The organism is Hymenobacter busanensis (assembly GCF_008727865.1).
In the GTDB taxonomy this organism is placed as follows: Bacteria; Bacteroidota; Bacteroidia; order Cytophagales; family Hymenobacteraceae; genus Solirubrum; species Solirubrum busanense.
The window spans coordinates 101,580-120,368 of record NZ_VTWU01000007.1 but is presented as its reverse complement, the minus strand read 5'-3'; the positions used below and the strand labels follow the sequence as shown (position 1 = coordinate 120,368).

The 18,789-nt window shown below is 62.5% G+C and carries 18 protein-coding genes; 12 read left to right on the top strand and 6 right to left on the bottom strand.

Going from position 1 to position 18,789, the window contains the following annotated elements; all coding sequences use genetic code 11:
• Positions 1–80 precede the first annotated feature (80 nt).
• Positions 81–1,457 (bottom strand): type IX secretion system plug protein, encoded by a 1,377-nt coding sequence (locus F0P96_RS17795; protein WP_151080274.1) that lies wholly within the window; start codon positions 1,455–1,457, stop codon positions 81–83.
• Positions 1,458–1,824: 367 nt separating this feature from the next.
• On the opposite strand from F0P96_RS17795, the gene F0P96_RS17785 reads away from it, so the two are divergent.
• Positions 1,825–2,475 carry a hypothetical protein gene (locus F0P96_RS17785; protein ID WP_151080273.1) on the top strand — a complete coding sequence of 217 codons (651 nt, stop codon included), beginning with the start codon at positions 1,825–1,827 and terminating at the stop codon, positions 2,473–2,475.
• Positions 2,476–2,769: 294 nt separating this feature from the next.
• On the opposite strand, the gene F0P96_RS17780 is transcribed toward F0P96_RS17785, so the two are convergent.
• Entirely contained in the window at positions 2,770–4,710 is a 1,941-nt protein-coding gene (locus F0P96_RS17780) for an ABC-F family ATP-binding cassette domain-containing protein (RefSeq protein WP_151080272.1), read from the bottom strand.
• Between the two features lie 603 nt (positions 4,711–5,313).
• Here F0P96_RS17780 and F0P96_RS17775 point away from each other — a divergent pair.
• The gene (locus F0P96_RS17775) at positions 5,314–5,703 is read left to right on the top strand and encodes a hypothetical protein (protein ID WP_151080271.1); all 390 of its coding nucleotides are present in this window, start codon (positions 5,314–5,316) and stop codon (positions 5,701–5,703) included.
• 11 nt (positions 5,704–5,714) lie between these two features.
• Complete coding sequence (locus F0P96_RS17770; RefSeq protein ID WP_151080270.1) at positions 5,715–6,335, top strand: hypothetical protein; 621 nt, start codon at positions 5,715–5,717, stop codon at positions 6,333–6,335.
• 533 nt (positions 6,336–6,868) lie between these two features.
• Here the strand turns inward: F0P96_RS17770 and F0P96_RS17765 are convergent.
• Complete coding sequence (locus F0P96_RS17765; protein ID WP_151080269.1) at positions 6,869–7,891, bottom strand: LLM class flavin-dependent oxidoreductase; 1,023 nt, start codon at positions 7,889–7,891, stop codon at positions 6,869–6,871.
• 237 nt (positions 7,892–8,128) lie between these two features.
• Between F0P96_RS17765 and F0P96_RS17760 the strand changes: the two genes are divergently transcribed.
• Together F0P96_RS17760 and F0P96_RS17755 are read left to right on the top strand one after the other, a co-directional pair.
• A complete protein-coding gene (locus F0P96_RS17760; protein ID WP_151080268.1) occupies positions 8,129–8,839 on the top strand; it encodes a GAF domain-containing protein in 711 nt (236 codons plus the stop codon).
• A gap of 82 nt (positions 8,840–8,921) precedes the next feature.
• Positions 8,922–9,941 carry a gluconolaconase gene (locus tag F0P96_RS17755; RefSeq protein ID WP_151080267.1) on the top strand — a complete coding sequence of 340 codons (1,020 nt, stop codon included), beginning with the start codon at positions 8,922–8,924 and terminating at the stop codon, positions 9,939–9,941.
• Between the two features lie 16 nt (positions 9,942–9,957).
• Here F0P96_RS17755 and F0P96_RS17750 read toward each other — a convergent pair whose 3' ends face one another.
• The 3 genes from F0P96_RS17750 to F0P96_RS17740 form a co-directional block, all read right to left on the bottom strand.
• Complete coding sequence (locus F0P96_RS17750; RefSeq protein ID WP_151080266.1) at positions 9,958–10,827, bottom strand: sulfite exporter TauE/SafE family protein; 870 nt, start codon at positions 10,825–10,827, stop codon at positions 9,958–9,960.
• Between the two features lie 101 nt (positions 10,828–10,928).
• Complete coding sequence (locus F0P96_RS17745; protein ID WP_151080265.1) at positions 10,929–11,684, bottom strand: acyl-CoA desaturase; 756 nt, start codon at positions 11,682–11,684, stop codon at positions 10,929–10,931.
• Positions 11,685–11,854: 170 nt separating this feature from the next.
• Entirely contained in the window at positions 11,855–14,020 is a 2,166-nt protein-coding gene (locus tag F0P96_RS17740; protein ID WP_151080264.1) for an AsmA family protein, read from the bottom strand.
• A 193-nt stretch (positions 14,021–14,213) separates the two neighbouring features.
• On the opposite strand from F0P96_RS17740, the gene F0P96_RS17735 reads away from it, so the two are divergent.
• The 7 genes from F0P96_RS17735 to F0P96_RS17710 all read left to right on the top strand — a co-directional run bounded on the left by F0P96_RS17735 (position 14,214) and on the right by F0P96_RS17710 (position 18,639).
• Positions 14,214–14,813 carry a DUF1572 family protein gene (locus F0P96_RS17735; RefSeq protein ID WP_151080263.1) on the top strand — a complete coding sequence of 200 codons (600 nt, stop codon included), beginning with the start codon at positions 14,214–14,216 and terminating at the stop codon, positions 14,811–14,813.
• 6 nt (positions 14,814–14,819) lie between these two features.
• Positions 14,820–15,368: a 2'-5' RNA ligase family protein gene (locus F0P96_RS17730; protein ID WP_151080262.1), complete on the top strand. Its 549-nt coding sequence runs from the start codon at positions 14,820–14,822 to the stop codon at positions 15,366–15,368.
• A gap of 85 nt (positions 15,369–15,453) precedes the next feature.
• Complete coding sequence (locus F0P96_RS17725; RefSeq protein ID WP_151080261.1) at positions 15,454–15,921, top strand: hypothetical protein; 468 nt, start codon at positions 15,454–15,456, stop codon at positions 15,919–15,921.
• 147 nt (positions 15,922–16,068) lie between these two features.
• Complete coding sequence (locus F0P96_RS17720) at positions 16,069–16,539, top strand: hypothetical protein (protein ID WP_151080260.1); 471 nt, start codon at positions 16,069–16,071, stop codon at positions 16,537–16,539.
• Between the two features lie 105 nt (positions 16,540–16,644).
• Positions 16,645–16,812 carry a hypothetical protein gene (locus F0P96_RS21075; RefSeq protein WP_160620474.1) on the top strand — a complete coding sequence of 56 codons (168 nt, stop codon included), beginning with the start codon at positions 16,645–16,647 and terminating at the stop codon, positions 16,810–16,812.
• A gap of 93 nt (positions 16,813–16,905) precedes the next feature.
• The gene (locus tag F0P96_RS17715) at positions 16,906–17,724 is read left to right on the top strand and encodes a DUF3667 domain-containing protein (protein WP_151080259.1); all 819 of its coding nucleotides are present in this window, start codon (positions 16,906–16,908) and stop codon (positions 17,722–17,724) included.
• 39 nt (positions 17,725–17,763) lie between these two features.
• Positions 17,764–18,639 carry a DUF3667 domain-containing protein gene (locus F0P96_RS17710; protein ID WP_151080258.1) on the top strand — a complete coding sequence of 292 codons (876 nt, stop codon included), beginning with the start codon at positions 17,764–17,766 and terminating at the stop codon, positions 18,637–18,639.
• Positions 18,640–18,789: the final 150 nt, after the last annotated feature.

The window sequence follows — 18,789 nt, the reverse complement described above, 5'->3', positions numbered from 1 at the left end:
GCCACACGCAAAACCGGGCCGCCCTGTCGTAGCAAACGATGGAGCGGCCCGTGGCTTTGTACGATTCGCCTTGGCTGGTTTTAGCGGAAGAGGCGGCCGCGGTTCAGCTGCACTTCTTGGCCGTTGGCCACCAGCGCGCGGTAGCCCACAAGCAAATCGGTGCGGGTGCCGGGCGGGCGGTAGTACACCAGCACGTCGTACTGGTTTTCGGTGAGCTGGTAGCTGCCCTCGAAGTAGGCGGCATCGGGCGGGGTGGGCGCCTGCTGCCCCACCACGTAATAGTAGTTGTAGTAGCCTTGCTTGAGCAGCACGCGGCCGGTGTACAGTTGTTTTTCGGCGTTGTAGGTCAGCTTGAAGTCGTTTTTCAGCTTCCAGTCTGATAATGCGCCGAACACATACACCGGGCCGGGCGCGGGGCTTTCGGCGGCCAGCTGGAAGGTAGCCCACACGTAGTCGGCGTTGGTGGAGCCGCTGCCGCCAAAGTCGCGGCTTTCGAATACGCGCTGGCCGTCGGCGTCTTCGTACTGCGAGTAGGCGCGGCCGCCGCGGCCGGGCTCGGGGTTCAGCAGCAGCTCCCGCGGCGAGGCCTGAACGTTCAGCGCAGCCACACCCAGCCCGTTGGTGCGCAGGCTTCGCAGGTCGACGGCGCGGAACTCGTTGAGGGCCGGGAAGGCGTTTTCGTAGTTGAAAAATTGGTAGTCGAGCTGCTGCTCGGCGTCGCGCACGAAGGTGGGGCGCAGGCCGTACTTGGCGTTGTCCCAACGGAAGTTCTGGCGCAGCACCACCTTGGCTTCCACGGCCGGATTCACCAGCGGAAAGGCGCCGTAGCGAATCACGAAATCGACCTGCTGCATGGTGTAGCGGGCCGAGCCGCCGGGCGGCAGCCCCAGCTGCGCCTGCACGTCGAGGCGGTTTTCGTACACCAGTAGCCGGCGCGAAATGAGTGGCTGGCGGCCCTGGTCCTGCACCACCAGCAGGTAGTTGCCCGATAGCTTTACGCCCGGCACCGGCAGGCGGTAGTGGTAGTAGGGTACCTGGGTGCCGGTGGAGGTGTAGTACTGGGTGAGGTTGAACTCGTTGATGTCGTTGAGAAACTGCAAATCGGTGAGGACCGAGGGCGTCCAGTCGGCGTTGCAGTGCACGAGGCGGGCGGTGAGGCGGCGGCTCTGGTTACCCAGAATATCAAACTCCAGCACGATGTTGCCCTGCCCCAGCGGCACCACCGGCGGGTTGAAGATTTCGGTGGGCTGCCCGCTGCTGGCGTAGCACTGCACACTCTGGATGTCCTCGTCGTAGATGGCGTCCTCGAAGCGCAGCTCCCGGTTGGCCCGCGGCGCCTGCACGGCGCTGCTCTGGCCGGGCTTGCCGGCGTTGGGGTCGGTGATGGGCGTGCCCAGCGGCACACAGGCCGGCGCGGCGAATATGGCGAGTAGGAGGGCAACGTTGGATAGGCGCATGTTGCGAAGGTACGGGCGGGCGTGTATCTTCCCAGGCCGAGTGTTGCTTCTTGGCCAAGCAGTAGGGTTCAGATAGTTGATGGGACGGGTACATCACTTTTCACGACATTCAATGTCTGTCCGCCTATAACGGCATCAAAACCCCTGAAATCGACACCCATGTCGCCCAGCGCAACCGCCCAGCTTCTCCCCTCGACACCCTGGGCCTGTAAGCACTCCTGCTTCGGTTATAGCACCACCGTTCTACATATAACCGAAACTCCCCTGCGGGCTAAGTAGATATAACCGAAACTCAAAAGCTGTTGCCACTTTCGGCAATAGAAATGTTGTACGCAAGCTCATCACCGACATCAGCACATTACTCATAATGAATCCAGCTCTGTTATTAATTATTGCAACGACAGGACTTCTTTCCTGTAAACAAGGTGATAAATCAACGCCACAAACTGTCAAGACCGAAACTGTAAATTCAGCAAGGAAATATGTGTACGCTGATTCTATGGGCAAACTCCTCATCATAGAAAACGGCGGCCCCAAAGGCGAAGGATACACTGACCCAACTGGGAAGGAATATTTTAAAACCATATTTTGGACGAGGATAACCAATGAAACAGACAATTCTCTGGTATTGAATATTAACTTTCCTGCAGACTCGTATGAACTCCCATCTTCCCCTGGCAAGCACTTTAAAATACTGCTTCCTTCCGACACGATGACGTTTAACAACTTAAACGGACATAATCATGGCCTCGAGGACTTAGAGTCGTTTCTGGATAATGCTATTCGAAAATCAGCATCGTCAAGAAGAACAATTCATTCAAAAGAATCAAGTGGTTTTTATGTCGTAATTCTCTTTGACAAAGGGTTCGGTGGACCATTTCGAACAGGACTAAGCCTTAAGGGGCAAAATCTTGTTTATCGAATTTCACGATTCAGTGGGCCATCAAACTCGTTAACTGACGAGAAAGAAATCGATTGTGGGAATATTAATTTAAAGAATTTGGTGCTACAAAAATAAGCAACAAGCCAGCGCACAACAGTGCATTGGCAATATGGCGGGCGCGACTAATATATTCGCAGCTTTTGTTCGCAATTCAGCTTCGATTTCGGCAGAAGAATAGTACCGAGCAGCAGAATAAACAATGAGCTTTTATATCTTTAACCAGTATAGGCTCTGGGCAGACGTAACACAGAATACCGCCACATCGCCAATACTTTAACGTTGGCTACACCGCGTCTCAACTCCGAATAACAAAAGCCCCGCCAGAAGCTTTAGCATCTGGCGGGGCTTTTTGCTGCCGGCGGCGGCCGGTTAGAGCTTGCCTTCCAGCTCTTCTACCTTCTCGGCCAGCTCGGCCCACTGGTCGTTGGCTTTGCTCAGCTCCTTTTTCACCTGCTCAAACTTCACCGTGGCGTCTTTCAGCTGGGCGGCGTTGTTGTAGATGTTTGGGTCGCCGAGCTGCTTTTCGTAGCCGGCCAGCTCCACTTCCAGCTTGCTCACACGGGCTTCGGCTTCCTGCAGCTGCTTGCTGGTTTGCTTCAGCTCGCGCTGGGCGGTTTCGCGCTCGGTCTGGCTGAGCTGCTTTTTCACTTCCGGCTTCGGGGCGGCTTTGGCCGGGGCCGGCGCGGCGGCGCCTAGCTTCTTGGCGTCTTTGGCGCGCTCCTCCTGCCACTGCTCGTACTCGTGGTAGGTGCCGGGGTACTCCTTCAGCTGGTAATCCTCGATGTACCAGATCTTGGTGGCCACGTTCTCCACGAAGTACCGGTCGTGGCTGATGACCAGGAAAGTGCCCTCGTACTGCTCCAGCGCCTGAATCAGGATGTTCACCGACTGCATGTCCAGGTGGTTGGTCGGTTCGTCGAGCAGCAGGAAGTTGGCCTCCGAAATCAGCGTTTTGGCCAGCGCCACGCGGCTTTTCTCGCCCCCGCTCAGCACCTTGATTTTCTTGAACACCGCGTCGCCGGTGAACAGGAACGAGCCCAGCACTGTGCGCAGCTCCATTTCGGTGCGCTTCGAGCCGGCCTGCACCATCTCCTGCAGCACCTCGTTGTCCACGTTCAGGCTTTCGAGCTGGTGCTGGGCGTAGAAGGCCATAATCACGTTGTGGCCCAGCTGGTGGGTGCCGGCGGTGGGCGCTTCGGAGCCCGAAATCAGGCGCATCAGCGTCGACTTGCCCTTGCCGTTGGCTCCGATCAGGGCAATCTTGTCGCCCCGCTCGATGTGCACGTTCGTGTCGCGGAAGATGAGCTTCTCGCCGTACTTCTTCGTCACGTGCTCCATGCGCAGGATGTGGCGGCCGGGCTGCACCGAAAAGCGGAACGAGAAGTTCACCTTGGCCGCCTCGGGCGCTACCGAGTCGATGCGGTCCATCTTGTCGAGCATCTTCTGGCGGCTCTGGGCCTGCTTGGCCTTCGAGGCCTTGGCCTTGAACCGCTCAATAAACCGCTCGGCCTGCCGGATGGCGGCCTGCTGGTTTTCGTAGGCACCCTGGTGAATCTCGTCGCGCAGCACTTTTTCCTCCTGGTAGAAGGAGTAGTTGCCGGCGTAGGGCACCAGCTTGCCGCCCGTCACCTCCACCGTCATGTTGGTGGTGTTGTCGAGGAATTCCCGGTCGTGGCTCACGATGATGACCGCGCCTTCGTAGCCGGCGAGGTAGTTCTCAATCCACTTGATACTCGGCAAGTCCAGGTGGTTGGTCGGTTCGTCGAGCAGCAGCAGCGAGGGTTCCTGCAAGAGGATTTTGGCCAGCATCACGCGCATGCGCCAGCCGCCCGAAAACAGTTTCAGCGGCTTCTGCAGCTCTTCGGTGGTGAAGCCCAGACCTTCCAGAATTTCCTCGGTGCGGGCCTGCATGGTGTAGCCGCCCAGGGCCTCAAACCGCTCTTGCAGCGCGGCCAGCTTGTCGACGAGGTCGTCGGTGTAGTTCTGTTCAAACTCCAGCAGCACCTCGTCAATCTTCTTCTGCAGGTCCAGCGCTTCGGCAAAGGCCTGCATAGCCACCACCAGAATGGGCTCGTGCGAGTCGTAGCTGAGCAAATCCTGGTTGAGGAAGCCCAGCGTCACGTCTTTGCTCATCGAGATGCTGCCGCCGTCGGGCTTGTATTCGCCCACTAGCAGGCGTAGCAGCGTGGATTTGCCCTGGCCGTTGAGCCCAATAAGGCCAATCTTATCCTTGGGCTTGATATGGAGGTTGGCGCCGTCGTACAGCGTGCGGGCACCAAAGTGGAAATCGAGGTCGGAAATGGAAATCATGCAGCTACTACCTTGCGGGAAGGAACGGCAAAGGTACGGCGTTTGGGTATCTTACTTCAGCTACCTTCTGCTTTCCGCTTTCTAGCCCCTTCACTTGGCTGCTGTGCGTCTCACACTTGTTATATCTCTCTGCGCAATTTTTTCCTCTTGTAGCAATGACTCTCTGAATAATGCAGAAGTCAAAGTGGATAGAGGCTACATCATCTATCGGAATTTCCCCGAGACAGGCGAAAGGATTTCCGAAGGCTACTTTGTCTTTACGGACAGCGTATTATGCCCCGGCAATGAAAGCGCCTTAAGGTTTTTGAGGAACAGGCGAGCATTCTTTTTCCAGGTAACTCCCAAGATAAAGCATGACTTACGCTATATGGACTTTGATACAATCAAGAATAGAAATTACACAAGTGCCATCCGCAAGCACAGCTGGCCTCCTGAATTGTATACGCCAGCCAGAATAGTGTACGAATACACTCCGAATACTTTCGACGATGACATAAATACAAATGGCCGCGACCGAACCATTACACTTTCTGGAGACACCATATCCTATTCATATCACCTTCGTCCTGTTGAGGTACTTAAGATTTCTACCATTCACTGCCAATGACTGAACTGCACCCGTCTCTTACCCGAGCCTTCTACGAGCACCTCGAACACGCTATTTCCGCCGCCCTCCGCCACTCCCGCGACAAAAGCCTCCGCCGCTACTGGTGCGACGGAATCCTGGAGCCAGAATGGCCCAAAGATTACCAGCCTGAATCCGTGCGCACCTCCGGTCACATCGTGTTGCGGGCCTGGATTGACCAAGGGCCAAGCCAAGGCGGCGGCTCGGGTGCCCAGTCGATTTGGCAGCTCGTTGTGAAGCTCGGTCTGCAGGCGTACCAGGTCTATCTGCAGGGCCGCAGCTTGGAGCCCTGCGTGCCCGCCTCCGACTCCGACGATTGGATTCTGATTGACCCAGAGAACCGGATGCTAGAAGTGCAGTTGTTGTAAGCAAAACCAGCATGCCCCTCTCCCCCACCCGCTGGATGCAGCGGCTACTCGTTGCCCTAGCGCTTTGGCTTGCTCTCTGCTTCGCCCTGGGCTACCGCCTGCCCTGGTTCGACCGGCACCCGAGCTGGCCGGAAGTGCCCTACCTCGAGCCTTCGGAGTTTCGCCGCGTGAGCAACCCGCGCATCGCGGTGCAGTGGCTGCCCGATTTTCCGCAGCGCTACGGCCACCGCTTCCGCTTCCCGGGCCAGGCCGAAGACAGCAGCCGGACGTTTTTCACCGACGTGTACCGCCGCAACCTCCGCGACATTCGCTACCTGGGCCGCCAGCGCACCGACAACGAGTTCGAAAGCTATTTCCGCCCGTATATCTACCCGGGCCCCCGCGACCCCGGCGTGCCCAGCATCGGCCGCAAGGGCATGTGGTTCGACCAATACGGCTACGAGTACTACCAGCTGCGCATCGGCCCGGAAACCGGCGGCTTCAAGATTCACGCGCCTTACTACGGCTCTGACAGCGCCTCCGATACCCTACTGCTCGACAACTTCTACCAGTACAACTCGCCCCGCAGCGCCCGCGACACCCTGTTCTTCCGCTACGATGGCCTCGACTACCGGGCCTACGTGCGGCGGTAACCCAGGGCCCATCCCGCTACCGCCGGCACCCGATGCGCGCCCTGCAACCTGCCCAACCATGCCAGGCGCGCTACCCCGCATCCGTAGCGCGCCGGCCCGCCGGTAATGCCACCCCGTCACCGGCCGTTGTCACCTCGGCACAGCCCATTGACGCCCTGACACCGGCCATTGACGCCTTGACACATGCCATTGACAGCTCGACACCGGCCATTGACGCCTTGACACAGCGCAATGTCACCCCGCCACCGGGCTTTGACGCCTCGTCACCGGCCATTGTCACCCCGTCACCAGCCGTTGTCACCTTGGCACCGGTCATTGACGCCTCGTCAGCGGCCATTGCCACCCCGACTCGCTTCATATCACGCCCGACACGGGGCATAACGCGCTTGACACAGGGCGTTGCGCACCCGTCACCGCCCATTGCAAGCTCGCCACTGACCGTTACAGGCCCGCCACATGCCATTGCAAGGTTGACACCGACCATTACAAGCTCGGCACATGCCATTACAAGCCCGGCACAGCCCGCCCGCGCTTCAGCGCAGCAGCGGCGCCACGCGCGTGCCCAGCAGCTCAATGGCCCGCAGCAGCTCGGTGTGCGGCAATGTGGCCACGTCCATCTGAAACGTGACCCGCGTGATGCCGCCCAGCGCCTCGGCGTGGCGCAGAATCTTGGCGGCCACGTCCTCGGGGCTGCCGACGAGCAGCGCGCCCAACGGCCCGGTTTGCGCATCGAATGCCGCCCGGGTAACGGGCGGACCGCCCCGCTCCTTGCTGCGCGCCGAAAACGTGCGGGCGTAGCCGGGGTACATGGCCTCAACGGCTTGCGCGGTGGTGTCGGCCACGTAGCCCAACGAGTGCAGTCCTACTTGCAGCTGCTCGGGTGCGTGCCCGGCCCGGCGCCCGGCTTCGCGGTACACATCCACCAGCGGCCGGAAGCGGTGGGTGTCGCCGCCGATGATGGCCACCATGAGCGGCAGGCCCAGCATGCCGGCCCGCGCAAACGACTGCGGCGTGCCGCCCACCCCCAGCCAAATGGGCAGCGGCTGCTGCACCGGCCGCGGGTAAATGCCCTGCCCCGTGAGGGCCGGCCGAAACTTGCCCGACCACGTCACGCGCTCCGCGTCGCGGATTTTCAGCAGCAGCTCCAGCTTCTCGGCAAACAGGGCGTCGTAGTCGTCCAGGTCGAAGCCAAACAGCGGGAAGGCTTCGATGGACGAGCCCCGGCCCACCACCATTTCGGCGCGGCCCTGCGAAATCAAATCGAGCGTGGCAAACTCCTGAAACACGCGCACCGGGTCGGCGGCCGACAGCACCGTTACGGCGCTGGTGAGCCGAATGCGCTTGGTGCGGGCGGCCGCGGCGGCCAGAATCACGGCCGTGGCCGAGTCGAGGTATTCCGGCCGGTGATGCTCCCCAATGCCAAACACGTCGAGCCCCACTTCATCGGCCCGCTCGATGCGCGCGAGCAGCTCGGCCATGGCCTGCTGGCCGCTCAGGGTGGTGCCGCTGCTGTTCGTGAGCAGGTGCGAGGCAAAACTGTCGATTCCGATTTGCATGGTGGTTTCCGTGTGGGCAGGTGCGCGTAAATGTCTTCAACCGCGCAGCCGACCAAACGGCTGCGGCGCCGCGGCAAAATAGCAGCCCGTCCCGACAAGCACGCCCCGCTCCCGCTCGGCCCGCCCCTTTTTTCCACTTTGAAACCAGCGGCATACGGCCTTTGCTTTCCCGCAATGCAACCTCCCTTTCCGCAACGCCGTACGCGGGCTGGAACCTGAACCGTGCCGCGAGAACAAATGCCTGTTGATAAACGCCTCCTTATCCCGCCGCATGATAAGGACCGCACCCACGCCCTGGCCCGCTACCGCATAGCGGACACCCCGCCCGAACAGCTATTCGACGACTTGGCCCGGCTCATTGCCCGGCTCTTCGACATGCCCATTGCCCTGGTGTCGTTGGTGACGCAGGACACCGTGTGGTTCAAGGCCAATTTCGGCCTGCCCGGCGCCATCCGGGTACCGCGCGAAGACAGCCTGTGTTCGGTAGCCGTGCTGCACGGCACCCCGGTGGTATTCGAAAACCTCACCCAAAGCCCCTGCACCCTCACCAACCCCGACGTAGCCGAAGCCCTAAACCTGCAGTTTTACGCCGGCGTGCCGCTCAAAACCGCCGACGGCCACAGCATCGGCACCGTCTGCGTCATCGACCGGGAGCCACGCACGTTTTCGGTGGCCGAGCAGGCCCTGCTGGGCCGCATGGCCGAAGTGGTGATGCACACGCTGGAGCTGCGGCTGGCCGCGCTCCAGGACGGCAGCCAGAGCAATGCGCAGCTGCAACTGGCCTTCGATTCGCTTCGCTATTCCCTCGACCGCCTAGCCGACGCCGAGAAGCTGGCCCGCCGATCCGGTGGGCGCTCCGCAGCCGAAACCGCCGACCTCTACCGCGTGACGGGTGAAATTGTCGACTACGTGAACAGCTTCGTGGGAGGCACGCTGAAGTTGGTGTAGCCGGGCCGGGTACCGCGGCTGGTCCTTATCCTTTGCGCGGCCGGCTGCGTACGTACACCGCTGAACTTCACCATCGGAAAGCATGCGCTCTGTACTCCGGCTTCTCGCCCCTGCTCCGGCAGCCGGGCGCCCTCTACTTTCGTTGCTGGCGCTGCTGACGGGCTTGGGCCTGCTGCTGCCGGGGTGTGCAAAAGACGACGACTCGCCGCCCGTGGAAGTCCGGTTCAGGCAGCCCAACCTGTACCCCGAGGGTGTGCAGTACGACGCCCAGCATTTCCGCTACCTCGTCGGCTCCGAAACCAGCGGCACCGTGGGCACGGTATCCGACAACGGCATCTACACCGCTTTTTCCAGCGACCCGGCCCTGGTGTCCAGCATCGGCCTGCACCTCGACGCGGCCCGCAACCGCCTGCTGGTGGCTGTGTCGGACCCCGGCTACAACCCCGCCCGCACCTCGGCCGCCACATTGCGCAAGCTGGCCCGCCTGGTGGTGCTCAACCGCGACAACGGCCAGCTTCTGTCTTCCATCGACCTCGGCGCCCTGCGCCCGGGTGCCGGCCACTTTGCCAACGACCTCACCATCGACGACGGGGGCAACGTGTACGTTACCGACAGCTTCTCGCCCATCATCTATAAGGCCGATCTGCAGGGCACGCCCAGCGTGTTCCTCGAAAACAGCCTGCTGTCGGCCGATGCCGGGCAGTTTGGTCTCAACGGCATCGTGTTTCACCCCGATGGCTACCTGCTGGTGGCGAAGTCTGACGTGGGCGCTATTTACAAGGTGCCGCTGAACAACCCCGCCGGTTTCAAGGCCGTGGCCACCGGCCAAACCCTGCGCGGCGCCGATGGCCTGCTGCTGCAGGACGAAAAAACGCTGCTGGTGGTGTGCAACAGCCAGAACAAAGTCTACCGCCTCGGCACCGCCGACAACTGGGCCACGGCCAACACCACCGGCACCTTCGATACGCCCGCCGTGTACCCCACCACCCTCGCCCGCCGCTCCAACGCCGACACCTACGTGCTGTACTCGCACCTGAACGAGCTGCAAGCCAACAAAACCCCGCCGCAGGCCGAGTACAGCATCAAACGGGTGAAGTTTTAAGCGGCTTTTCGGCGCCTTAGAAGAACACGGAGCGCAGCCGCCAGAGGCTCCAGATAATTACCATTGCGCCCACGCCCACAAACATCCAGCGCACCGGCACGCGGCCGGCCAGCTGGGCGGCCAAAGGCGCCGCCAGCACGCCGCCTACAATCAGCCCCAGCACCACCGGCCAGTGGGTGATGCCCAGCACCGACGCAAACGTGAGGGCGCTGGCGAAGGTGAGGAAGAACTCGGTGAGGCTGACGGTGCCGATGACGTATTGCGGTGTGCGGCCGCCCGCAATGAGCGTGCTGGTAACCAGCGGCCCCCACCCGCCCCCGCCAAACGAATCGAGGAAGCCGCCCGCCGCGGCCAGCCAGCCCACGTGGCGCACTTTGCGGCGCACGGCGGGCGCCTGAAACGCCTTGGTCAGGATGCGCAAGCCCAACAGCAGCAGGTACACCGCCAGCACCGGCCGCACCCACGAGCCGGGCGGGTTGCCGCTGAAATGCGCCAGCACCAACGCCCCGGCCACGGCCCCCAGCACGCCCGGAATGATGAGGGCTTTGAACAGGCGGCGGTTGACGTTGCCAAGCCGGTAATGGTGAAAGCCCGAGGCGCCGCTGGCAAACATTTCGGCGGTATGAATGCTGGCGCTGACGGCCGCCGGGTTCATCCCCAGCGACATCAGGCTGATGGCCGTGACCACGCCGTAGCCCATGCCCAGCAGCCCATCGATGAGCTGGGCCACAAAGCCCACCAGCACAAACTCGTAGAACGTGGTGGAGGTGCTCAGTTCCCGCCACAGCATCGCCCAGGCCGGGCGCGGCACCCAGCAAGCCGCCACCACCGCCGCCAACGTCCCAAGCCACCCAACCAGCTGTGCAATTTTGGCGCGTCGCGTCATGGGTGGGGTTTCTGAGCTGCGTTGGTGGCCTAAAATAGTCAAGGCCACGCAATGCGCGGCCTTGGCAGGTGGTTTCATTTTGGCGGCAGCCGCTGGCGCGGCTAAGCGGCCCTCAGCACATTGGTCGGTTTGGGCGCACGCAGCCGAATAACGTGCAGCTTATCAAGCGTCCAGATGACGGGGTACGTCGGGTCAAACTCCCACCACTTCACGCCGAAGTTGGCGCGGCTGGAAAGCTTGTGGTGGTTGTTTTGAAACAGCTCGCCGCCGGTCAGAAAGTCGAAGAACAGGGAGTTGCGCGACTTGTCGTGGTTGTCGAAGTTCTGGTAGCCGTATTTGTGCCCGCCCCAGTTGACGATGGCGCCGTGCACCGCGCCCATCATGAAGTGAATGGGCAGCAGCAGGTACATCCACCACTCGGTGGCAAAGGCTACGTAAAAGGCCACGTACACCGCGCCCCACAGCACGCGCACGTACCACAGGTGGGCCAGGTTTTCCAGCGCCACCCATTCGGGGTAGTTGCCCTCGAAGCGGGCAGCCACGTTGCTGCGGCCCAGCCACACATCCTGGTACACGTTGCGCGTTTTCCACATCATGGTGAAGGCGTTGGCGGTGTAGTGCGGCGAGTGGGGGTCCTGTTCGGTGTCGGAGTAGGCGTGGTGCATGCGGTGCAGCAGCGCGTAGCCCCGCGGCGACATGAACGACGAGCCCTGCATCAGAAACGTGAAGACAAAGAAAAACCGCTCCCACAGCGGGTGCATGGTAAACATGCGGTGCGCGGCGTAGCGGTGCTGGAAAAACGTTTGGGTGAAGAGCGACAGGTACCAATGTGCCACGAAGGCAACGAGAATAAGCATGACGAGCGGCGGCAAGAAGGTTGGCGAAACAGGTAGGGAAAGGAAACCTGGAAACCTTCAGAGGAGTGTCGGCTCGGGTGCTTCAGATTCGGTAGCTGCTCCTAAAACTACGAATAGTTAAGCTGGAAAGTTCATCCGCCCACTGCGGTGGGCCCTACCCAGCTGGCCCTTTACTCCTCGCTGATGGACTTGGCCATCTTGCCCGGCAGCCCAATGCTGTTGAGTGTGCCGCTGATGAGCCCCTGCTGCCAGAGCGCAAACACCGAGTAGTGCGGATTGCGGCGGCTGTCCATTTTGCCGGGTTGCAATTCCCCTTTGCGCGGGTTTTCGTCGCGAATCACAATGCCGTTGACCAATGACGTTTTGGCCCGCGTGAGCAGCGTTTTTCGGTTTTCCCCGCCTCCTTTGCGGCTCAGAAATTCCAGCTTGAGGTCGGAGTAGCGCGCCCGCATGGTGCCCGTGGCGCCTTGTTTGTCGAAGGCGGCTTCGAACCGGATGCCCTGTACCTGCCCGCTCTTGAACCGCACAAACCGGGTCGGCTCGGTGATGCTGTTCAGGATGCGGAACGGTGCCGGTCCAAACGTGCCCACAATGCGGTGCTGCCCGTTGCCCCGCAGCGGCAGCCAGCCGGTAGCCTGCACGTAGCACCGGTTTTGCAGGTAGCCCGTGGCGTGCAGCACGGCCGGGTGGGCGGCCGTCATGCGCTGCGGGTCGTTGCTGAGGTTGGTGGCCGTGCCGTTCATGCGGTTGATCTGAACCGTACCAACGCTCGTCGCCTGCTTGCCCATGAAGCGGAAGTACATGTTGCAGTTGGTCACGCGCAACCGGCGAATGTCGACGCGGAACGGCAGCTGCCCCACCTGCTCGGGCGTGATGACCGACAAACGCGGGTTGACGCGGTACTTGGCGTTGCCGCGAATGTCGAACCGGGGGCTGTTGAAGGCAATCGACTGCAGGCGCAGGCCTTTCCCCCGCGTAAGAACGCCAAAATTGAAACCCGTGGCCTGCACCTGGGGAACGCGCAAGGTAATGTGCGACACCTGGTGGCCCTTGCGCTGCGCCAACGTGTGCAGCGGCATGGTGGGCTTCAGCAGCACGTCGGCCAGCCGTACCGAGCCGGGCTTGCTGGCCAGCTGCAGGCTCTGGTAGCGCAGGCGGTAATACGGCGCATCCACCGATGCCTCGGCGGGGCCCGTGCGCACGTTCCAGGCTTGGGCGTAGAGCACGCGCGCCGCGTCGCGGTAGCCGGCCGTGTCCACCTGCACGTTGTCGCCGTCGATGTCGATGGCCTGTACCGTGGGGGCCAGATCCAGGTTCCGCAACCGCAGCCAGCCACCAACCACGCGCAAGTGCCCGAGCTGCACGTGGCGCAGATACGGCGCCAGCACCTCGTGCAAAGGCGGTGGGGCTTTGGTGGGCAGGGTGAAGGTGAGCTTGGGCTGCGCAAACCGCAGGGTATCGGCTCGCAGCTGCCGGCGGCCCAGCAGCTCGGTATGCAAGCCGTTGAGCGACAACTGCGGCAGCCACAACGCTACCTGGGCGGCGCCCAGCACACGGCCCTCAGCGCGAGGCGCCACCCGCAACGAATCCAGCGTCAGCACGCGGTTGGCGGAGGAGAACCGGCCGGCTCCCAGCGAGAGGGCATGGCCGGGCACCAAGGCCTCGAAACCGGCGGCGCGCATTTCCAGGGCGGCGGCGTAGCCGATGCGGCGGCCGTCGGCGGCACCTTCGCGGCTGAGTAGGATGTCGGTGGCCCGCAGCTTGCCCTGGCGGAGCTGGGTGGTGGGGTGCCGCGCCGGGCCCGAACTCACCCGCACGTCGTCGACCAGCAGGTGCGCCAGCCGGATGCCGGCCAAGCGCTTTGGCAGCTGCTGGTGCAGCGGCCCGCCTTTGTCCAAATCATCGGGCGTGTTGAGCACCCGCGCCCGCACGGTCTGTATAGCCAGCGAATCGACGGGCACTACTTCGTGGCGCAACACGGCCCCAAGGCCAATTCCGCCCACGTGCAGGCGGCCTACGTCGAGCACCAGCCAGGGCGCGGGCAAGGAATCGGCGGCGCGGCCGGCCACGGGGCGCAGCTGGATATTGCGAAGGGTAATGCCGCGCCGGCGCAGGTTGGTGCGCAGGCTACCGATGTGCAACTGGTAGCGGCCGTGCGACTTTTCGGCCACCTGCTTTTCCAGCGTGCGGCGCAGCCAGGGGTCGAGCTGCCAGAGGGCTACGGCTACCAGCGCCGCCAGCACCAGCAGCACCCCGCCCACCCACCACAGCCAACGACGGCGGCGGGGCGGGGCGAGAAGCTCGGCTGGGGTCGATGCGGTAGGCTGAGGCGGCACGGCGGCAGAAAACAGATGTGCTCTTAACGGGAAAACCACGCAATCGGCCGAAAGGCTACCGGAGTTTTGCAGGCCGCGCATCAACAGGCCAGCCTGAACTGGTACCAACCGTCCGCCTGCCCGCGCCTTGGTACCGCCGATGCCCCGCGGGGTGGTACATTTGGCCGCCGCTGCTCTTTCTTTGCCTCCGACTATGTCCGTTTCTCAACCCGATGCGCTAGCCCCTGCCCTGTTGGCTACCATCCGCCGCAGCTTTGTCAGCTACCACAGCCTCACCGAGCGGGCCCTGGCGCAGCTCAGCCCCGAAGAATGGCTGCACTGCCCCGCGCCGGGGGCCAACAGCGCCGCCGTAATTGTGCAGCACCTGGTGGGCAACCTTCGCTCCCGCTTCACCGATTTCTGGACTTCCGACGGCGAGAAGCCCGACCGCCACCGCGACCAGGAATTTGAGGAGCCCGACTCGGTGGAAGCCGTGGCGCACTTGCAGCAGCAGTGGCAGGCCGCCTGGCCCATTCTCTGGGCCGTGCTCGACGAGCTGGCCGCGCACCCCGAGCGGTGGCTGCAAACAGTTACCATCCGGCAGGAGCCGCATTCGGTGCTCGATGCCCTGGAGCGGCAGGTGGCCCACTACGCCTACCACACCGGCCAGATTGTGCAGCTGGCCAAGCACCTGCGCGGCGAGGCCTGGCAAACCCTGAGCGTGCCGCGCGGCCAGAGCGAGCAGTTCAACGCCGCCATGCGGGCCAAAGCAGCCCCGACCCCCGACAACCCCAATGCCGGTTCGGCGGTTTAGGGCGCTATGCTGGCAATTACCTCCCTGTTGAATCCGCAAAACGCGGCCCGCATCAACGGCATCATCCAAAGTCTCGAAGACGAATTCGGGCTCGACGACGTGCAGGCCACGCCCGACCCGCACATTACCTACCTGCTGGCCGGCGTGAGCAAGCACGAGGTGCTGAAAGAAGTGCTGGCCGATATTGCGGCCTCCACGCCCCCGTTTGCGGCCTACACCACCGGCCTGGGCTTGTTTCCGGGGCCGAACCCGGTTATCTACATTCCGGTGCTGCGCTCGGTAGAGCTGAATGCCCTGCACCAGCGCCTGGTAGCGGCCACCGCGCCGCTGTGCCTGCGCACCGACCGGTTCAGCCAGCCCGACCTGTGGCTGCCCCACATTTCCCTGGCCCTGCACGACACCACGCCCGACTTGCTCGGCCCTGTGCTGCAGTACCTCAACGAGCAGACGTTTAACCTGCGCCTGCGCATCAGCAACCTCGCCATTCTGCGGCAGGAAGGCGAACAGTTTGTGCCCGAGGAAATCTACTCCCTCGAAGGCGACGAGGACACCTGACTGCCCGACGCCCGCCTTTTTGCCCGCCGCGAGTAGGTTTTTCGCGGGCGGTTCCCACCTTTGCTCCCTCACCAACCCGCTGCTTATGTCCTCTGCTTACTCCATCGTGCTGGCCCTGCACTCCTGGACGCGCTGGCTCGTCCTCCTTTTTGGCCTGATTGCCCTCTTCCGCGCCCTTTCGGGCTGGCTGGGCCGCAAGCCCTACACCGGCGCCGACAACGGCATGGCCGCCTCCTTCGTGGGCTCCATGCACCTGCAGCTGCTGCTGGGCCTCATTCTGTACTTCGGCCTCAGCCCCTTTGGCCTGAAAGCCATGGAAACGGCCGGCGCCATGAAAGACCCCACCACCCGTTTTTGGGGCGTGGAGCACATCATGGCCATGATCCTAGCCGTCGTCTTCGCGCAGGTGGGCCGCTCGCTCTCCAAAAAAGCCGCCGACCCGGTGCTCAAGCACAAGAAGGCCGCTATTTTCTTCGGCCTTGCCCTGCTGCTGGTGCTGCTCATGATTCCGTGGGGCATCTGGAACCCGGCGCGGCCGTTGTTCCGGTTCTAAACGCCAAGCCAACCTGCCTCCAGTGCCCCGGTTGCCCACGCAGCCGGGGCACTTCTTTTTACCCCTGCGGGTTCAGCCTTCGCCGGCCTCCATTCGCTATTGCCTAAATTGTGGGGCTTTTCCCGTTTGCTATTTACCCCCTGTGCTATGCTCCGCTCTGTCTTGGCCGCTGCGTTGTTGTTGACCCTTGCCGGCTGCTCCGGCAAGAAAGACGATTTTGAAACCTGCCCCGATGCCACCGGCCCCGCTCCGGCCGGCTACAAGGTGATTCTGCGCCTGCGCGGCGGCACCAACGTGCAGGGCGTACAGTCGCTGAACCTGATTACCGAAGACAACGAGAAGTATCCCTGCATCAACTACGCGCTGCAAACGACCCTCACCCACAAAAACAACGACCTAACCCTGCGCGTGTGCGGCACCACGCCCGCCGCCACCTGCAAACCCGATACCACCGGCCCGGCCAACAGTTCTACCTCCGTGCTGGGCCTGGTAGGCGGGCGCTACAACTTGGTGGTGAATGTGCGCGGGCGCCGCACCACCGGCGTGCTCGACCTCAGCGGCTCGCTCTTTACCCTCACCACGGCCGATAGCACCGTGGCTGCCGTGCGCCGCCGCTAGGCAGTATGCTTGCGCCATTTTCGGTGCCGTTTTCGTATTTATGCACGGCTGTAGCTACACCCGGTATACTCCTGGGCACGCTATTGCTTTCTTTCCCTCGTTTCCATGCCTTCGCCTAAGGTTCCGCGCTATAGCCGAGACGAGTTTCTGGTGCTACTCGACCAGCGCCTGCGCCAGCTCGAAAGCCAGCAGGAAGCCCAGCGGCAGTACAGCACCCTGCTGACCGCGCTGCGGGGGCAGTTCGAGTCGTACCTGAAAGAGAAAACCCGGTAGGCACGCCGGGTTTCCCGGCCTCAGCGGGCATACAACGCACCCGGGGTTTGTGTATCTTTCCGCTACCGCGCTGTGTTTGCCCGCGGCTGTGTCATGGAAACGCTTGCCCCAGCTTCTTCACCTATTTCGGTGCCGGCTACTGCCCACGCGGCAGTGCATTCTGCCCCGCACGCCTGCTTAAACTGCGGCCACCCCCTGAGCAGCCGCTTCTGCCCCGACTGCGGGCAGCCGGCCAACACCCACCGCATTACCACCGCCCACCTGCTGCACGACATTCCGCACTCGGTGTGGCACGTCGACCGGGGGCTGCCCTATACCATCCGGGAAATGCTGCTGCGGCCGGGGCGCACGGTGCGCCGCTACCTGGCTGGCGAGCGGGTCGATTTTTTCCGCCCCTTTGCGTTGGTGCTGCTGCTGGCGGGCATCCTCTCGTTTCTGATACTGGCCTCGCACATTCAGCTGGTAGACGAGCTTACGCCTTCTACCGACCCGCACCGGGCGAAGATGGTGGAGGCCAACCGGTTTGTGTTTAAGTATTTTGCCTGGTTTACGGTGGCCATGGTGCCGGGCTACGCGCTGTTTTCGTGGGCTTTGCTGCGCCGCCTGCGCTACAACTTCGCCGAGCACGTGGTAGCCAATGCCCTGGTGATGGGCGCCATCATCTTCATTCAGATGCTGTGCGTGCCGCTGCTGGTCTGGGCCTCGGGCACGCCCTACTTCAAGCCCGTGTACTACGCCGAGTCGTTTACCATGCCGCTGTTTCAGCTCTGGGCTTTCGGCAACTTGGCCGTGGGCGGCTACCATCTGGGCGGGGCCCTGTGGCGCAGCTTCGTCATTGCGTTTGTGGGGCTCATCATCAACAGCCTGCTCATTACCTGGGTATCGGAAGCCGCGGTTAGCTTTAAGCACTGACGCCTGTTGCCGCTGCCTTACTCCCCGAACACCTTTGCTATGGAAACACTTGCTTTCCCCGCCCTGGCCGATGCTCCACCAGCCGTGCACCCCGCCCCGCACGCCTGCTTGAACTGCGGCACGACTCTGCACGACCACTTTTGCGCCCGCTGCGGCCAGTCCGCCGATACCCACCGCTTCACCACGCGGCACCTGCTGCACGAAATACCCCACAGCATCTGGCACGTCGACAAAGGACTGCTTTACACGCTGCGCGAGATGCTGCTGCGGCCCGGTGCCGCGCTGCGCGGCTACCTGGCCGGACAGCGCCGCCCGCACTTTGCGCCGCTCTCCTTTATGCTGCTGCTGGTGAGTATTTCCACCTTCCTTATGTCGGCGCTGCACATCGTGCCCTTCGATATGAGTGACGCCAGCGTGCCGGCGGCCACCCGGCGCATGCAACTGGAAATGTTCGGCCCCCTCATCAAGTACATGAGCTGGTTTTTCGTGTTGGGGCTGCCCCTCACGGCGGCCCTCACGCGGCGCGTGCTGCGGCGGGGCGGGTTCAACTACGCCGAGTGCATCCTCATCAATGCGTTTGTGATAGGCGCCACCACGGCCGTTACCATGTGCTTCATTCCGCTGATGCGGGTGTTCAGCGGCTCGGCCGGCATTGTGCTGGTTACGTGGGCGTCTTCGCTGACAATGTTTGCCTTGCAAACGCGGGCCTATGGCCAACTTCTCGAGCATACCGGGCTGAGCCCCGCCGGCCGCTACCTGCGCGGCTTGGTAGCCAGCGTGGGCGGCTACTTTCTGATGCTCTTGTTTATCGGGCTGATTATCGTGGGCGTGGCTTTCCCGCGCATCATGCAGCAGACCCGTGAGCAGATGCAGGCCCAGCGCGCTGCCCAGGCGGCTCTGCACCCGGCCCGCTGATACCCGCGGGGCGGCCGGGCCAAGTCGGGTGGCGTGTTGCAGGCGACAGATGCCGTTCGAAACCGGTCGGGGAGCATCTTGCGCCTGTGACACGCTCCTCGAAACCGCCAGGCGAAGAGTTTCGGACGAAAGATGCCGTTCGAAATGCTT

Excerpts from the sequence above, each read along its gene's own strand:
- F0P96_RS17795 (WP_151080274.1), bottom strand. The coding sequence starts at position 1,457 with ATGCGCCTATCCAACGTTGCCCTCCTACTCGCCATATTCGCCGCGCCG.
- F0P96_RS17785 (WP_151080273.1), top strand. The coding sequence starts at position 1,825 with ATGAATCCAGCTCTGTTATTAATTATTGCAACGACAGGACTTCTTTCC.
- F0P96_RS17780 (WP_151080272.1), bottom strand. The coding sequence starts at position 4,710 with ATGATTTCCATTTCCGACCTCGATTTCCACTTTGGTGCCCGCACGCTG.
- F0P96_RS17775 (WP_151080271.1), top strand. The coding sequence starts at position 5,314 with ATGACTGAACTGCACCCGTCTCTTACCCGAGCCTTCTACGAGCACCTC.
- F0P96_RS17770 (WP_151080270.1), top strand. The coding sequence starts at position 5,715 with ATGCCCCTCTCCCCCACCCGCTGGATGCAGCGGCTACTCGTTGCCCTA.
- F0P96_RS17765 (WP_151080269.1), bottom strand. The coding sequence starts at position 7,891 with ATGCAAATCGGAATCGACAGTTTTGCCTCGCACCTGCTCACGAACAGC.
- F0P96_RS17760 (WP_151080268.1), top strand. The coding sequence starts at position 8,129 with ATGCCTGTTGATAAACGCCTCCTTATCCCGCCGCATGATAAGGACCGC.
- F0P96_RS17755 (WP_151080267.1), top strand. The coding sequence starts at position 8,922 with ATGCGCTCTGTACTCCGGCTTCTCGCCCCTGCTCCGGCAGCCGGGCGC.
- F0P96_RS17750 (WP_151080266.1), bottom strand. The coding sequence starts at position 10,827 with ATGACGCGACGCGCCAAAATTGCACAGCTGGTTGGGTGGCTTGGGACG.
- F0P96_RS17745 (WP_151080265.1), bottom strand. The coding sequence starts at position 11,684 with ATGCTTATTCTCGTTGCCTTCGTGGCACATTGGTACCTGTCGCTCTTC.
- F0P96_RS17735 (WP_151080263.1), top strand. The coding sequence starts at position 14,214 with ATGTCCGTTTCTCAACCCGATGCGCTAGCCCCTGCCCTGTTGGCTACC.
- F0P96_RS17730 (WP_151080262.1), top strand. The coding sequence starts at position 14,820 with ATGCTGGCAATTACCTCCCTGTTGAATCCGCAAAACGCGGCCCGCATC.
- F0P96_RS17725 (WP_151080261.1), top strand. The coding sequence starts at position 15,454 with ATGTCCTCTGCTTACTCCATCGTGCTGGCCCTGCACTCCTGGACGCGC.
- F0P96_RS17720 (WP_151080260.1), top strand. The coding sequence starts at position 16,069 with ATGCTCCGCTCTGTCTTGGCCGCTGCGTTGTTGTTGACCCTTGCCGGC.
- F0P96_RS21075 (WP_160620474.1), top strand. The coding sequence starts at position 16,645 with ATGCCTTCGCCTAAGGTTCCGCGCTATAGCCGAGACGAGTTTCTGGTG.
- F0P96_RS17715 (WP_151080259.1), top strand. The coding sequence starts at position 16,906 with ATGGAAACGCTTGCCCCAGCTTCTTCACCTATTTCGGTGCCGGCTACT.
- F0P96_RS17710 (WP_151080258.1), top strand. The coding sequence starts at position 17,764 with ATGGAAACACTTGCTTTCCCCGCCCTGGCCGATGCTCCACCAGCCGTG.